Origin of the sequence: Modestobacter italicus (assembly GCF_000306785.1) — a bacterium.
GTDB classification, from domain to species: domain Bacteria; phylum Actinomycetota; class Actinomycetes; order Mycobacteriales; family Geodermatophilaceae; genus Modestobacter; species Modestobacter italicus.
In genome coordinates this window covers 5,375,318-5,389,462 of sequence record NC_017955.1, presented here as the reverse complement: position 1 = coordinate 5,389,462, position 14,145 = coordinate 5,375,318, and the positions used below count along the sequence as shown (strand labels likewise).

General features: G+C 75.3%; 17 protein-coding genes. 7 read left to right on the top strand and 10 right to left on the bottom strand.

The genetic code is table 11. The features are described 5' to 3' along the window. Positions 1–56 precede the first annotated feature (56 nt). Positions 57–617: an MOSC domain-containing protein gene (locus MODMU_RS25655; RefSeq protein WP_014743343.1), complete on the top strand. Its 561-nt coding sequence runs from the start codon at positions 57–59 to the stop codon at positions 615–617. A 7-nt stretch (positions 618–624) separates the two neighbouring features. Here MODMU_RS25655 and MODMU_RS25650 read toward each other — a convergent pair whose 3' ends face one another. From MODMU_RS25650 to MODMU_RS25630, 5 genes are all read right to left on the bottom strand, one after another. Further along, entirely contained in the window at positions 625–1,107 is a 483-nt protein-coding gene (locus tag MODMU_RS25650; RefSeq protein ID WP_014743342.1) for a RidA family protein, read from the bottom strand. Between the two features lie 35 nt (positions 1,108–1,142). After that, on the bottom strand, positions 1,143–1,472 hold the full coding sequence (locus MODMU_RS25645; protein WP_014743341.1) for a hypothetical protein: 330 nt from the start codon (positions 1,470–1,472) through the stop codon (positions 1,143–1,145). A gap of 11 nt (positions 1,473–1,483) precedes the next feature. Continuing rightward, positions 1,484–2,224, bottom strand: coding sequence for a vWA domain-containing protein (locus MODMU_RS25640; RefSeq protein WP_166503610.1), 741 nt, complete (start codon positions 2,222–2,224; stop codon positions 1,484–1,486). Between the two features lie 297 nt (positions 2,225–2,521). Further along, complete coding sequence (locus tag MODMU_RS25635) at positions 2,522–3,373, bottom strand: AAA family ATPase (protein WP_014743338.1); 852 nt, start codon at positions 3,371–3,373, stop codon at positions 2,522–2,524. A 115-nt stretch (positions 3,374–3,488) separates the two neighbouring features. After that, on the bottom strand, positions 3,489–4,619 hold the full coding sequence (locus MODMU_RS25630) for an NDMA-dependent alcohol dehydrogenase (RefSeq protein WP_083869949.1): 1,131 nt from the start codon (positions 4,617–4,619) through the stop codon (positions 3,489–3,491). A 203-nt stretch (positions 4,620–4,822) separates the two neighbouring features. Here MODMU_RS25630 and MODMU_RS25625 point away from each other — a divergent pair, with 203 nt between their 5' ends. Continuing rightward, complete coding sequence (locus tag MODMU_RS25625; protein WP_014743336.1) at positions 4,823–5,185, top strand: hypothetical protein; 363 nt, start codon at positions 4,823–4,825, stop codon at positions 5,183–5,185. Between the two features lie 8 nt (positions 5,186–5,193). Here the strand turns inward: MODMU_RS25625 and MODMU_RS25620 are convergent, their stop codons facing one another. Next, the gene (locus MODMU_RS25620; RefSeq protein WP_014743335.1) at positions 5,194–5,589 is read right to left on the bottom strand and encodes a DUF3224 domain-containing protein; all 396 of its coding nucleotides are present in this window, start codon (positions 5,587–5,589) and stop codon (positions 5,194–5,196) included. Between the two features lie 65 nt (positions 5,590–5,654). On the opposite strand from MODMU_RS25620, the gene MODMU_RS25615 reads away from it, so the two are divergent. The 3 genes from MODMU_RS25615 to MODMU_RS25605 all read left to right on the top strand — a co-directional run bounded on the left by MODMU_RS25615 (position 5,655) and on the right by MODMU_RS25605 (position 9,799). Then, positions 5,655–7,058 (top strand): bifunctional 3-(3-hydroxy-phenyl)propionate/3-hydroxycinnamic acid hydroxylase, encoded by a 1,404-nt coding sequence (locus MODMU_RS25615; protein WP_014743334.1) that lies wholly within the window; start codon positions 5,655–5,657, stop codon positions 7,056–7,058. Between the two features lie 12 nt (positions 7,059–7,070). Next, entirely contained in the window at positions 7,071–8,273 is a 1,203-nt protein-coding gene (locus tag MODMU_RS25610; protein WP_014743333.1) for a cysteine desulfurase-like protein, read from the top strand. A 65-nt stretch (positions 8,274–8,338) separates the two neighbouring features. Continuing rightward, a complete protein-coding gene (locus MODMU_RS25605) occupies positions 8,339–9,799 on the top strand; it encodes an HNH endonuclease signature motif containing protein (RefSeq protein ID WP_014743332.1) in 1,461 nt (486 codons plus the stop codon). 57 nt (positions 9,800–9,856) lie between these two features. Here the strand turns inward: MODMU_RS25605 and MODMU_RS25600 are convergent, their stop codons facing one another. Continuing rightward, positions 9,857–10,465, bottom strand: a complete 609-nt coding sequence (locus tag MODMU_RS25600) for a TetR/AcrR family transcriptional regulator (protein WP_014743331.1) — start codon at positions 10,463–10,465, stop codon at positions 9,857–9,859. Between MODMU_RS25600 and MODMU_RS25595 the strand changes: the two genes are divergently transcribed. Beyond that, a complete protein-coding gene (locus MODMU_RS25595; protein ID WP_231851727.1) occupies positions 10,442–11,554 on the top strand; it encodes an ATP-binding cassette domain-containing protein in 1,113 nt (370 codons plus the stop codon). The two genes, MODMU_RS25600 and MODMU_RS25595, sit on opposite strands and share 24 nt — an antisense overlap. After that, complete coding sequence (locus tag MODMU_RS25590; protein WP_014743329.1) at positions 11,554–12,369, top strand: ABC transporter permease; 816 nt, start codon at positions 11,554–11,556, stop codon at positions 12,367–12,369. Before MODMU_RS25595 ends, MODMU_RS25590 begins: the two co-directional genes overlap by 1 nt. 37 nt (positions 12,370–12,406) lie before the next feature. Here the strand turns inward: MODMU_RS25590 and MODMU_RS25585 are convergent, their stop codons facing one another. From MODMU_RS25585 to MODMU_RS25575, 3 genes are read right to left on the bottom strand one after another with little or no spacing between them, the layout of a single operon-like run. Continuing rightward, a complete protein-coding gene (locus MODMU_RS25585) occupies positions 12,407–12,886 on the bottom strand; it encodes an SRPBCC family protein (protein WP_231851726.1) in 480 nt (159 codons plus the stop codon). After that, positions 12,883–13,599, bottom strand: coding sequence for a mycothiol-dependent nitroreductase Rv2466c family protein (locus MODMU_RS25580; protein ID WP_197537365.1), 717 nt, complete (start codon positions 13,597–13,599; stop codon positions 12,883–12,885). Before MODMU_RS25580 ends, MODMU_RS25585 begins: the two co-directional genes overlap by 4 nt. A gap of 10 nt (positions 13,600–13,609) precedes the next feature. Further along, the gene (locus MODMU_RS25575) at positions 13,610–13,981 is read right to left on the bottom strand and encodes a nuclear transport factor 2 family protein (RefSeq protein ID WP_014743326.1); all 372 of its coding nucleotides are present in this window, start codon (positions 13,979–13,981) and stop codon (positions 13,610–13,612) included. Between the last annotated feature and the right edge of the window lie 164 nt (positions 13,982–14,145).

Genomic DNA, 14,145 nt, shown 5'->3' with positions numbered 1-14,145 from the left:
GCCGTCCACCGTGTGGGGTCCGGGGCCGGCGGGCAACCGGGCGGGATGATGGCCGGGTGACCGACGACCTGCCGTACCGGTACGACGTCGAGGTGGTCGGCCTGCTCGCGGCACCGGAGCACCGCTGGGAGGGCCGCCCCGACGCGGCCCTCGCCGACGGCGGCGTCGACCGGCGCGACCTGCTGGAGGTGCGCGCCGGGCACGGGATCGAGGGCGACCGCTACGCCGGCCGGCCCGCGCACCGGGACGCGCAGGTCACGGTGATCGCCGTCGAGGCCCTCGAGGCGCTGGCCGGCGAGCTGGGGAGCGGCCCGCTGGACCCGCTGGCCACCCGGCGCAACGTCGTCCTGCGCGGCGCCGAGGTCGAGGCGCTGCGCGGCCGGCCGTTCCGGCTGGACGACGTCCTGCTCGCCGGTGGCCGCCCGGCGAACCCGTGCGCGTGGCTGGACCTCGCGCTGACCCCGGGCGCGCACCGCGGCCTGCGGGGCCGCGCGGGGATCCGCTGCGCGGCCCGTACGGACGGCGTCCTGCGCCTCGGCCCGGCGGTGCTGCGCTCCGCCGTCCCGCTGGACCCTGCGCGTGCCGGCGAGGCGGTCCGCCGGACCGCGCGGACCTGAGCGCCGGTCAGCTCCGCAGCTCGAGCTCGGCCGCCACGACCACCGGCACGCCGAGCGGCAGGGTCGCCGCGCCGATCGCCGTCCGCGCGTGCGCGCCCACCTCCCGGCCGAAGACGTCGTGCACCAGCGCGGAGAAGGCGTTGAGCACCGCGGTGGTGTGCCGGTAGCCGGGCTCGGCGAACACGAACCCGCTGACGGTCACCCATGCGGCGATCCGGTCCAGGTCGCCGACGGCCCGCTGCACCGTGCCGATCACGCCGAGGGCGGCCAACCGGGCCGACTGCTGGGCGGACTCCAGCGGCACCTCGTCGGGGACCCGGCCGAACGGCCCGGCCGGCCGGCCGTCGGGGAGCAGCGGCCCGTGACCGGAGACGAGGACCCGGCGGCCCACGACCCGCACCCAGTCTGGTGGCAGCGATCCCGTGGCCGGTGGGGCCGGGGCCGCCGGCAGGGTGAGGCCGAGCTCGGCCAGTCGCTCCTCGATGCGCACGGACCGGATCCTGCCCTGCTCAGCCGGACGACGGGTCAGCCCGAGAGCGAGGGTCCGTTGAGGTCGATGGCCCGGTCGTAGGCGACCTGCCGGGCCGCGCTGAACCGCTCGTGCCAGTCCGGCGCGCCGTCCGGGATCTCCTCGATGACCGACTCGCCGAGCACCCGGGTCTCCCCGGTGGGCAGCCGGGCGACCTTCCGGACGACGACCCGGGTCACGCCCCCGACGGCCTCGTGGGCGTCCTCCCAGCGGGCGGCCGCCTCGGCGGCCGGCCACTGCCGGGCCGGCCGGCCGAGCCAGGTCTGCGCCGCCACCACCAGCAGCGCGACCAGCAGCGCCAGGACGATCAGGTCGAGCAGGAGCACGGTTGCCTCCCTCAGTCGAGCAGGGTCCGCACGGCGGCCGGTGCCTGCGAGGGGCGGTGCAGCGGCGCCGTCCGGCCGCCGCCGGCCGCGGCCAGCGCCGCGCAGGCCTCCGCCGAGCCCGGCTCACCGGACAGCGCGAGCACGTGCAGCCGCGCGCCCGCGCGGGCCAGAGCCGCCGCCGCCGGGACCGGGTCGGGGCTGTCGGTGGGCATGCCGTCGGACAGCAGCAGCACGTCGCGCGCCGCGGTGCGGGTCCGGGCGAGCTGCTGGCCGGCCGTCCGGAGCGCCAGGTCCAGGTTCGTCGTCCCGCCGCCGCGCAGGTCGAACAGCCGGTCGATGACGACCTCCGGGCGCGCGCCGGCCGTCAGCGGCTGCAGCACCACCGCGGTGGACCAGAACGCCACCACCGCCAGCTCGTCGCCCGGCCGCATCCGCTGGGCCAGCGCCGACGCCGTCAGCACGGCGGCCGCCAGCTCGTCCCCGGCGACCGAGCCCGACGCGTCGACGACGAGCACGCACGCCCGGCCGGCGGCCCGCCAGCTGCGGGTGTGCAGGTGCTCGGCCCGCCAGTGCGGCTCGGCGCCCCGCGCGGCGAGGGTGGCGTCCAGGTCGATGTCGGCGCCGGTCGGGTCGCGGCGGGTGACCACCCGCCGGCTGCCGGTCCGGTCGGGGACGCCGGTGCGCGGCACGGTCACCCGGCAGCCGGGCGGCCAGCGTGCGGGCGGCGGCGCGCAGCCGGGGGTCGAAGGCACGCCCCAGCGCGGCCACCAGCCGGGCCGCCGCGTCGGGGTCCCGGCCGGCCAGGTCGGCCAGCGCCTCCTCGTCCAGCTGGCCGGCCTCCGGGCTGACCTGGGTGAACTCGGCGTGCGTGCGGGCGAGCTCGTCGCGGCTGGCGCCCCGCGCGCCCTGGCGGCGGAGCAGGTCGGCGACCTGGTCGGGGTCCTCCACCACCGACGGCGGGCCCTGGAGCGCGCCCGGCGGGGCGGCGCTCGGCGGGGGCGGCGACCCGGGCCCCGGTTGGTCTCCCCGGGGCTCGTCCGCCTCGGGGGTCAGGGTTTTCCCAGCTCCTCACCGGCCCGTCGCCAGATGTCGGAGACGACGTCCTCGACCGGCCGGGTCAGCCCGTCGGCGACGGTGACCTTGCCGGTGAGCGCGGCCAGCGCGGCGTCCGCGCCGGTGCGCTCGTCGACCTCGGTGCTGCCGCGGACGACGGCGAGCTCGGTGGCGATCAGCACGGTGTCGATCGCGCCGCGCACCGAGGACCCGATCCGCAGCTCGGGGTGGTCGCGGGTGATCCGGACCGCCCGCACGGCGCGGTGCACCAGCGGGTCGGGGCTGCCGGTGGCCGCGGTGACGACGGCGCGCTCGGCGTCCTCGTCCTGGTAGCCCATGGCCACCCGGCAGGACCGGTCGTACAGCGCCGGGGTGATCCGGGCGGTGCCGACGGCGTCGAACGGGTTCATCGCCGCGACCAGCCGGAACGTCGGGCGCGCCGGCACCCGGCCGTACCGCGGGATGTGCATCTCGCGCTCGGACAGCACGCCGAGCAGCACGTTCATCGTCTCCTCGGGCACCCGGTTGAACTCCTCGACGTAGAGGAGCGCCCCCTCGGTCATCGCCCGGGTGAGCGGGCCCGGCACGAAGTTCTCCGGGCGGTAGTCCTCGCTGAGCACCCGGGAGGCGTCGTGGTGGCCGACCAGCCGGGTCGGGGTCAGCTCGGCGTTGCCCTCGACCAGCACGAGCGGCACGCCGGTGCCGTCGGCCAGCGCGCGGAGCAGCGTCGTCTTGCCGGTGCCCGGCGGGCCCTCGAGGACGACGTTCCGCCCGGCCGACAGCGCCGCGGCGACCACCTCGGCCTCCCGCACCCGGGCGACGACCCGCTCCTGGGCGGTGCGGACCATCCCCACCGCGTCCAGCCGGGCAGCGTCGTGTCGGGCAGGCGCGGTGATGACGGGCTCCTCGGTGGGCGGGACGGGAGTGTGCCCGGGGGCCGGCCGACCGGCCCCCGGGCGCGCCTCAGGAGTCGTAGACGATGACGCCGCGGATGTTCTTGCCGTCGTGCAGGTCCGCGTAGCCCTGGTTGATGTCGTCCAGCGAGTAGCGCGTGGTGATCAGCTCGTCGAGCTTGATGTTGCCCTCCTGGTAGAGGCGCAGCATCTTCTGCATGTCCGAGCTCGGGTTCTGGTCACCGAACAGGGCGCCCCGGATCTCCTTGGTGAAGAGCGCCAGCATGCTGGGGTTGATCGGGATGCCGACGTCGGTGAGGTCGCCGAGGCCGGTGACGACCACCCGCCCGCCCTTGCCGATCGCGTCGAACGCCTGGGCGATGTGCTCGCCCTTGAGCACGCCGACGGTCACCAGCGCCTTGTCCGCGCCCTGCCCGTTGGTGACGCTGCGGGCGAAGTCGGCGGCCTCCTCGATGCTCGCGAAGGTCTCGGTGGCGCCGAGCTCGCGGGCCTTCTCCAGCTTGAAGGGCACCGGGTCGACGGCGATGACGTGGCTGGCCCCGGCGTGGGCCGCACCCTGGACGGCGTTGATGCCGATCCCGCCGATGCCCATCACGATGACCGTGTCACCGGCCCGGACCTCGCCGGCCTGGACGGCGGTGCCCCAGCCGGTGCCGACGCCGCAGCCGACGAGGCAGGCGACCTCGAGTGGGATGCTCTTGTCGATCTTGACGGTCGAGCGGATGTCCACCGTGGTGATCTCGGCGAAGGTGCCCAGCCCGCACATCTGCCCGACGTCCTCGCCGTCGGCGGTCTTGACCCGGAAGCTCGACGCGTCGTCCCACCGCGAGCCGACCAGCAGGTTGGCGCCCGAGTCGCAGATGTACTGCTGGCCGTTGGCGCAGTAGCGGCACCGGCCGCAGCCGGGCAGGAACGAGAAGACGACGTGGTCGCCCTCCTCGAACCCCTTCACGCCCGGGCCGACCTTGGTGACCACACCGGCACCCTCGTGGCCGCCGAGGAAGGGGTACTTGCCCACCTGCATGTCGCCGGTGGCGATGTGGTCGTCGGAGTGGCAGAGCCCGGAGGCGGCCAGCTTGACCTGGAGCTCGCCGGCCTGGGGGTCGTCGACGACCAGGTCGGTGACCTCCCACTGGCCGGGGGCCGAACGCATGATCGCGCCGCGGGTGTTGACAGGCACAGGGTCCTCCTCGTCGCCCTCCACGATGAGGGCCTCGGTGGCGTGCGCAGCTGCGCAGTCCCGTCGCACGTTATGGCACAGGTCACAGCCGGAGGAAGGGCTGTGCAACGTTGTGGACAGGCGGTGCAACGGTCCCCGGTGGCGGGCGCGGGCGCGCGCTGCTCCGATGGACACCGCCTCCCCCTGGTGCGCAAGGAGCTGCCGTGCCCTCCCTGACCTCGCTCGTCGGTGCCGCGACGGCCGGCTACGGGGCGGTCCTGGTCGCCACGCCGGCGGTCCTGCTCCGACCCGCCGGCGTGCCGGAGACCCCGGACACCCGGCTGCTCACCCGCTCCCTCGGCGTCCGAGACGTCGTGATGGGGCTGGCGCTGCTCGCCGCCCCGCCCGGCCGGCCCCGCCGGCTGGCCACCGCCGGCCGGGTGGTCGCCGACCTCGGGGACGCCGCGGCCTTCGGCGCCGGGCTGGCCGGCCGGACGGCGCGCGCCCCGGTGGTCGCCCTCGCGGCCGCGACCTGGGGGGCGGTGGCGCTGCTGGCCGACGTGCTCGACGAGCGCGCCGGCCGCTGACCGCGGCGTCAGTCCGGCAGGACGACGTCCAGGGTGAGCAGCTGGTGGGCGACGACGCCGGTGCCCTGCAGGCCGGTGAGCTCGCCGGTGCCGGAGCCGGCGACCACCCGCGCCCACTGGGCGGTCGGCGCGCCCTCGCCCATCGAGGCGCCGTGCTCGAGCACGAAGCTCCCGGTGCGCCCGGCCAGCGTGCCGGTGATCCGCTCCTGCGCCACGTAGGAGGCGCCGCGCGGGCCGTTCGTGGTGAGCGCGTGACCGGTGGCGGAGCCGGTGAGCTGGTCGCCGGTGTAGGTCTTGGCCAGCACCACCCGCGCGGTCGGTGGCGCGTCGGGGTCGGCCGGGGCGGGGTCGGCGACGCCGTCCCAGGTGTCGAGGGAGAACGGGGTGTCCAGGTGCAGGTCCACGCGGGGAGACTGCCCGGTCGACCGCCCTCCTGTCGTGCAGGAACCCGACAGGCAGACTCGGCGCCGTGACGGTGGTGGTGGTCGGCGCCGGGCCGGTCGGCGTGACCGCCGCGCTGCTGCTGGCCCGCCGCGGTCTCGACGTCCTGGTGCTCGACCGGCACGCCGGGGCCCACCCGCTGCCGCGGGCGGTGCACCTGGACGACGAGTCGCTGCGGGTGCTGCAGGCGGCCGGGGTCGCCGACGCCTTCGCCGCGGTCAGCCGGCCGATGGCGGGCCTGCGGCTGCTGGACGGCGGCGGCCGCACGCTGGCCGAGTTCCCCCGCGGCGCCGGCGAGCACGGCTGGCCGCAGGGCTCGATGTTCAGCCAGCCCGACCTGGAGCGGGTGCTGCGCGAGGCGCTCGCGGCCGAGCCGCGCGCCCGGCTGCGGGGCGGGGTGGAGGTGTTGCACGTGGAACACCCGGCCGGACCCGTCCGTCTCACCGTCCGCGACCGGGTCACCGGGGTCGAGGCACAGCTGGTCGCCGACGCCGTGCTCGGCTGCGACGGGGCGCACAGCACGGTGCGCCGGCAGATCGGCGCCCGGATGCGCGACCTGGGGCCGGGGGAGCGGTGGCTGGTGGTCGACCTGGTGGCCGATGCCCCGCTGCCGGTGTGGGCGGGCGTGCAGCAGGTCTGCGACGCCGTCCGGCCGGCCACCTTCATGCCGGTCGCCGGCGCCCGGTACCGCGCCGAGTTCCGGCTGCACGACGGCGAGGCGGTGGCCGACCTGGACCTCGCCGGGCTGCTGGGCCGTTTCGGTGCCGCCGGGTGCACCGTCGTCCGGTCGGCCGAGTACCGCTACGCCGCGCAGGTCGCCGACCGCTGGCGGCAGGGCCGGGTGCTGCTCTGCGGGGACGCCGCGCACCTCACCCCGCCGTTCATCGGCCAGGGGCTGGGGCTCGGGCTGCGCGACGTGCACCAGCTGGCCTGGAAGCTCGCCGCCGTCCTCGACGGGGCCGACGAGGCGCTGCTGGACACCCACCAGGCCGAGCGGGCGCCGCACGCCCGCTCGCTGGTCCGGCTGGCGGTGCTGCTGGGTCGGCTGATGACCGGCGGTGGCGAGCGGGCCGCGCTGGTGCGCCGGGCGGTGCTCACCGGGGTGCGCCGGGTGCCGCGGCTGGCCGCCTTCGCGGCGTCCAGCCGCACCCCGCCGCTGCGGCCCGGCCCGCTGGTCCGCCGTCCCCGGTTGGCGCCGTCCCCGGTCGGTGGGCTGCTGCCGCAGCCGCCCGTCGACGGGCCGGGCCGGCTGGACGACGTCCTCGGGTCCGGCTGGGCGGCGCTGACCTGCGGTGGGCCGGTCCCGGCGGACTGGCCCGGGCCGGTGGTGCGGGCCGACGGGCTGGGCTCGCCGGAGCTGGTGCGCTGGCTGCGCGGCCGGTCGGTGCTGGTGCGCCCGGACCGGATCGTGGCCGCCGCGGTGCGGCGCTAACGTGCGCAGTCGATGACTCTCGACGTCGCGGCCGTCCGCGCCTCCTTCCCCGCCCTGACCGCCGGCTACGCCCACTTCGACGGCCCGGGCGGCTCGCAGACCCCCGACGTCGTCGCGCAGGCGGTCGCCGCGACCCTCACCGCGCCGATCGCCAACCGCGGCTCGGTCACCGAGGCCGAGCGCAACGCCGACGCCGTCGTCCGCGGGGCCCGGCAGGCGGTCGCCGACCTCACCGGGGGCGATCCCGGCGGGGTGGTGTTCGGGCGCAGCGCCACGACGCTGACCTACGAGCTGTCCCGGGTGCTGTCGGCCGGCTGGGGGCCGGACGACGAGGTGGTGGTGACCCGGCTGGACCACGACGCCAACATCCGGCCCTGGGTGCAGGCCGCGGCCGCCCACGGTGCGACCGTGCGCTGGGCCGACTTCGACCCCGCGACCGGTGAGCTGGACCCGGCGACCGTCGGTGCGCTGCTGTCCGAGCGCACCCGGCTGGTCGCCGTCACCGGCGCCTCCAACCTGATCGGCACGCGCCCCGACGTCGCCGCGATCACCGCGCTCGCGCACCGGGTCGGCGCCCTGACCTGGGTGGACGGCGTGCACCTCACCGCGCACGCGCCGGTGGACGTGGCGGCGCTCGGCGCGGACTTCTACGTCTGCTCCCCGTACAAGTTCCTCGGCCCGCACTGCGGCTGCCTGGTGGCGGCGCCGGCGCTGCTGGAGACGCTGCACCCGGACAAGCTGCTGCCCTCGACCGACGCCGTCCCGGAGCGGTTCGAGCTGGGCACGCTGCCCTATGAGCAGCTGGCCGGCACCACCGCGGCGATCGACTTCCTCGCCGGCCTGGCCGGCCCCGAGGGTGAGCGGCGGGCCCGGTTGACGGCGTCGATGGCGGCGTTGGAGGAGCACGAGGACCGGCTGCGCGAGCGGATCGAGGAGGGCGTGCGCGAGCTCCCGGGCGTGACGGTGTGGTCCCGCGCCGCCCACCGGACGCCGACCCTGCTGCTCACCTTCGCCGGCCGGGACGCCGCCGACGCCTACCGGTTCCTCGCCGGGCGCGGGGTCAACGCCCCCGCGGGGTCGTTCTACGCGCTGGAGGCCTCCCGGCACCTGGGCCTGGGCGACACCGGCGGCCTGCGGGTCGGGCTCGCGCCCTACAACGACGACGCCGACGTCGACCGGCTGCTCGCCGGCCTCCGAGAGTTCATCGGGAACTGACGCCCGTCCCGGCGCTGGGGTCTGGGCCTGCGGAAACTGTCGTACCCCGTACGTATGTTCGATCCGTGGCGGGACATCCGAGCAGCTTCGTGGTCGACCTGGTGTGGGGGCCGCACCTGCCCCCGCCTCGGTTGCCGGTGTCCTGCCTGACGGCTGAGGAGCAGGCGGTCGAGCTGCAGCGGGTGCAGCAGCGCCGGGCCGCGGACACCGCTTACGAGGCGGAGCTGATCCTGGGGATGGCGGGTGAGCGCCCGGCGAAGGACGACCCGGCGCCGGGCACGCCGGGTGCCCGTCGGTCCGGCTGGGCGGTGGACGAGGGCTACGCCGGGGTGAGTGAGTTCTTCACCGCCGAGCTGTCGATGGTGCTCAACCTGGGTCGGCGGACCGCCGGGCACCGTTACGCCCGCGCCTCCACCTGGGCGAGGAAGCTGCCGCGGACCTTGGCGGCGCTGGCGGCCGGGGAGCTGGACGAGCGGCGGGCCAGCGAGCTGGCTGACGTCCTGCAGCACACCAACGCCGACGTCGCCGGGCAGGTCGAGGACGCGCTGCTCCCGGAAGCCACCGAGCTGTCGGTCCACAGACTCCGCAACCGGGCGACCGAGCTGATGGTCGAGTTGGACGCCGCCGCGGCTGATGAGCGCCGCAAGGACGCGGAGAAGACCGCCGACGTGCACGTCCACCCCTCAGCGGTCGACGGCCGGTCGACGCTGGCTGCGGACCTGCCCACCGATGAGGCGGTGGAGTGCGCCGACATCGTCGACCAGCTGGCGAAGATCCTGAAGGCCGACGGTGACCCGCGGCGGATCGGGGCGCTGCGGGCGCACGTGCTGTCCCTGCTCATCCGCCGACCCGCGGACAACGGCCTGCCGTCCGTCTCCGCCGACGTGCGAGTGACCGCGGACCTGGACTCCCTGGGCGGGACCAGCGGCGCGGCCGGTGAGGTGAACGGGCTGCCGATCACCGCGACCCACGTCCGTGAACTCCTCGCCCGGGTCGGCGCGCTCGGCCTCACCACCCCTGAGGGTGGGACGCTGAGCTTCGCGGTCACCGGCCCGGACGGGGAGCTGCTGGCCACCCTCACCCCGGCCGACCTCGACCGGCTGGCCCGCCGCGGCTGCACCACCCATCCCGACAGCGAGTGCAGCTGCCCAGTGACCGGGCCGCCGCCGGAGACCGAGGCCTACGAGCCCACCGATCGCCAACGGGCTTTCGTGACGACCCGGGACCGGCGGTGCCGGTTCCCCAACTGCGGGCAACGCGTCGGCTGGGCCGACCTCGACCACGTCATTCCCGCCGCCTGCGGCGGAGCCACCGACTGCGCCAACCTCTGCTGCCTGTGCCGCTCCCACCACCGCCTGAAGACCTTCGCCCCGGGTTGGCGGTTCGCGATGACCGACGACGGGGTGCTCACCGTGACCACGCCGTCGGGCGTCACCCGCACCACCCGACCACCGGGCATGCGACCACCACCAGCGGAGACAGCACCCCAACCACCGCCACCAGCGGACGACCCGCCGCCCTTCTAGGCCGTGCTGCCCTGACCTGCTGTGCGGCAGGCTGTCCGCCGTTGAGGCGGAGGCAGGTCATCGGGGCGGCGGGCCGAGGGTGATGTCGAGCTGTGCGTCGAGTGCCGCGATGGCGGCGTCGGTGGACAGGCCGGCGCTCAGCACCTGGAGACCGAGGCCCTCGGCCATGGCGAACAGGCCCGTGGCGGCGTGCAGGGGATCGACGCCGCCGGGTGCAGCACCGGTGGACTGTGCGGACCGGATCTGGTCGGCGAGGAACGAGCGCAGTTCGGCGTTGCCCCCTCCGAGGTCCTCGGCCGCGGACAGCTTGGTCGCCGCGTAGGACTGGAAGGCCAGGGCGACGCGCGCGTCCGCCTGCTGCGTCTCGTCCAGCGGCAGCAGGACCATGAGCAGGGCGCCGACCAGCTCCCGGGCCGACGGCCGTTCGCCGAGACCGGCGATCGCGTCGTTCATCCGGGCCTCGTAGCGCGCGCCGGCCGACCGCATCGCGAAGTCCATCATCGAGTCCTTGGTCGGGAAGTAGTGCTGGACCATCCCCGACGTGACGCCGGCCTCGGCCGCCACATGGCGCAGGCTCACCGCGGCGAGCCCCTGGGTCGCTGCCACGCGCATGAGGGCCGCCGCGATCTGCTCACGACGCTCGTGGTGGTCGACCTGCTTCGGCACCCCGCCAGGATTTCACATTGCGACTGCATTGCCGAGGAACGCTTCCCGCTGTTACGTTGCACTCGTAATGTGAAACAGGAGGAGGCGTCAGTGGATGTACATGGCGGGCCCGCCGTCGAGGTCGCCGGCCTCGTCAAGCGGTTCGGCGACACAGCCGCAGTCGACGGGATCGACCTGGTGGTCGGTCGTGGCTCGGTGCTGGGGCTGCTGGGACCGAACGGCGCGGGCAAGACCACCGTGATCCGGATCCTGGCCACCCTGCTCCGGCAGGACGGAGGCTCGGCCCAGGTGTGCGGCTACGACGTCGGCCGCGACGCCCACCAGGTCCGGCAGCTGATCGGCCTGACCGGGCAGCAGGCCTCGGTGGACGAGGACCTGACCGGCACGCAGAACCTGATCATGATCGGACGCCTGCTCGGGCTGTCCAGGGCGCAGGCCCGGGTGCGTGCAGCGGAGCTCATCGACGACGCGGGACTGCGGGAGGCCGCTGACCGACCCGCTACGACCTACTCCGGCGGCATGCGGCGCCGGCTCGACCTCGCGGCGAGCCTGGTGCACCGCCCTGCTGTCGTGTTCCTCGACGAGCCCACCACGGGTCTGGACCCCGCCCGACGTGGCGAGACCTGGGCCGTGGTCCGCACGCTCGTGGCCCAGGGCTCCACGGTCGTGCTGACGACGCAGTACCTGGACGAGGCCGACCACCTCGCCGACGACATCGTCGTGATGAACGCGGGTCGGGTGGCCGCCCGCGGCACACCCGATGAGCTGAAACGACGGCTGGGCCGCCAGACCCTGGACGTGCAGGTCACCGACCCCGGCCGGCTCCGGGAAGCTGTCAGCCGCGTCGCGCACGTCGTCGGGACCGATCCGGTCGTCGACGTCCCGACGAGCCGGCTGAGTGCTGCGGTGGCCGATGGGCAGGCCATGCCCGCCATCGTGCGCAGCCTGGACCAGGCCGGCGTCGAGGTCAGCGAGCTGGCGCTGCGACTGCCCAGCCTGGACGACGTCTTCCTGGCCCTCACCGGCCATCGGGCCACCCCGGCCCCCGCTCCTGGCGTGTCGCCGGGCGCGAGCACGGAGGAGGCGTGATGACCGCCCGGAGCCTCGACCTGACGACTCCCGAGGTGCTGAGCCGGCACCCCAGCCCGGCACAGGTCCTGACCCAGAGCGCGACGCTGGCCTGGCGCGGGATCGTCAAGATCCGGCGCAACCCGATGAGCCTGGCCGATGTGGTCATCGGGCCTGCGATCTTCCTCGTGCTGTTCGGTCTCGTGTTCGGCGGAGCGATCGCGGGGGACGCGCAGAGTTATCTCCAGTACGTCTTCCCCGGGATCCTGGCGATGGTGACCCTGTTCGCGACCATGGGCGTCGGGGTGTCGCTGAGCAGCGACCTGTCCGCGGGCGTGTTCGACCGCTTCCGGAGCCTGCCGATCGCCCGCATCGCACCCCTGGTCGGCTACATCGGGTCCGACGTCCTCCGCCAGGTGGTCTCCCTGACCGCACTCATCGGTGTCGGCCTCGTGCTCGGGGTCCGCTTGGACGCGGGTGTCGGGTCGGTCCTCGCCGGGTGTGCACTGGCCCTGGGCTTCGCCCTCGCACTGTCGTGGGCGTGGGTGCTGCTCGCGCTCGCGGTCGAGGAGACCCAGGCCGTCCAGGGCCTCGCGGCGGTGACGATCTTCCCGCTGGCCTTCGTCAGCAACCTCTTCGTGCCGATCGAGACCATGCCGAGCTGGGTGCAGGGCGTCGCGGCTGCCAACCCCGTCAGCCATCTCGTCGACGCCGAGCGGGGTCTCCTGACCGGGGGGCCGGTGGCCGAACCCGTCCTGGACACCGTCCTGTGGATGGCCGCCGTCGTCGTGCTCCTCGCCCCGCTGTCGTTGCGGGCGTACAACCGCCGCGCGTAGACCTCGGCCGCTGGAGGCCCCGCGAGAGCCGGGCTGCTCAGCCGGCCTCGGCGATGCGCTTGACGGCCGCGAGCGTGACCGGGATGCCGGCGTGCGCGGCGCGGGTGCGCTCCTCGACCTGGCGGGGGGCGTCCTCGCCGTAGCGCTCGACGAACATCTCCTGCCCCGCCGGCAGGAACTCCCAGGTCTCGGTCAGCCGGGTGCCGCCGTCCACGGGCTCCAGGACGAACCCCCAGCGCGCCAGCTTCCCGCCGACCAGCCAGGCGAACTCGCGGCCGCGCTCGGCGGCGGCGACCTGGCTGCGGGTCTCCCAGGTGCGGTCAGGGGTCTCGTTGTGCCCGGTGAACCAGTCGCCCACCTGCCCGGTCGCGCCCTCGTCCCACCAGCAGGCGGTGCAGACCGGGCTCCACTCGCCGGTGCGGGTCACGTCGGACACCAGGTCGTAGAGCTCCTCCGGGGTGGTCGCGACGACGATCGACCCGGCGTGGGTGCGGGACTCCATGGCCGCAGTCTTCACGTGCGCTGCCGGCGGCTCCCGCCGTGCCAGTCCTCCTGCACGCCCACCTCGTCCGGTTCGACGCCCAGGCCGCGCAGCTGCGGCAGCTCCCGCAGGCTCCGCTTGAGCTCGGCGAAGCCTGGGAACGAGGCCAGGCCGACGACGTGGTCCCACAACCGGACGGCGTCGGCCTCGCTGGGCAGCCGGCTGATCACCGGCCCGAAGAACGCCACCCCGGCGGGCGGCTGGACGTGGATGATCGGGGTCCCCACGTCCCGGCCGGTGAGCGCGAGCGCCTCGTCGGTCTCGGCCTGCACGACGGTGTCCAGCGAGGCGTCGTCCAGCGCGTCGGCCAGGGTCACGGGCAGCCCGACCGCGGCCAGCACCGGCGCCACGAACGCCCGGGTGCCGCGGCGCGCGGCGCTGTCGTCGGGGTCGGGCGGGGAGTCGAAGATGCGCTGCCCCAGCGCCTCGTACAGCCTGCCCACCGCCTCCCGGCCGTGCTCCTCGCGGGTCCGGGCGGCCACCCGGAGCAGCCGCAGCCCGGCGGTGTGCCCGGCCTCGTAGTCCGGCGGGAACTGCGCGTCGTAGTCCACGGCGGCGTTGACCAGCCGCAGCGAGATGAACCGCCAGTCCACCGCGTAGTCCCGCTGCGCCTGCACCAGCCGCACCCACCTGCTGGTCATCCAGGCGAAGGGGCACACCGGGTCGAAGTAGAAGTGGAGGTCGGCCACGCCGTTCACGCTAGGTCCGGTCCGCGCCCGCCGCCGGGTCCAGCTCCACGGTGTAGCTGGTGATCGTGGTCAGCAGCCCGCCGGTGAACTCGTAGACGTCGCAGGAGGACACCACCGAGACCGCCCCGTCGGCGCCCACGTACCGGCCCACGGCGTCCACCGCGGCAACGTCGCCGTCGGCGACGACGACGAGACGGGTGAACTCCGTCGTCGTGGTCGCCAGCTCGGCCAGCGTGGCCTCGCACGCGTCGACCACGGACTGCCGGCCGGTGAGCGTCCCCTGCCCGACGTTCGTCCACCGCACGTCGGGCGCCAGCGCGGGGTAGGCGTCGGCGAAGCGGTGGCCGGAGAAGGCCTCGGCGGTCTCGCGGGGTGTGGTCATCGCACGGTCCTCCTGCGTAGCGGTCGGGTCACCAGAGAGACCGGGCGCGCGCGGCCGGCTCATCGGTGACCCGCGGTCTGGCAGACAGCAGGAGATCGGACGGGTGCAACGGAAACGGGCGGGTAACGGAACCCCATGCGAGCGGAGGCCCCACGGCCTCTGCG

Bases quoted from the DNA above. Each gene is read 5' to 3' on its own strand.
- MODMU_RS25635 (WP_014743338.1), bottom strand. From the start codon at position 3,373: ATGGTCCGCACCGCCCAGGAGCGGGTCGTCGCCCGGGTGCGGGAGGCC.
- MODMU_RS25610 (WP_014743333.1), top strand. From the start codon at position 7,071: ATGACTCTCGACGTCGCGGCCGTCCGCGCCTCCTTCCCCGCCCTGACC.
- MODMU_RS25590 (WP_014743329.1), top strand. From the start codon at position 11,554: ATGACCGCCCGGAGCCTCGACCTGACGACTCCCGAGGTGCTGAGCCGG.
- MODMU_RS25575 (WP_014743326.1), bottom strand. From the start codon at position 13,981: ATGACCACACCCCGCGAGACCGCCGAGGCCTTCTCCGGCCACCGCTTC.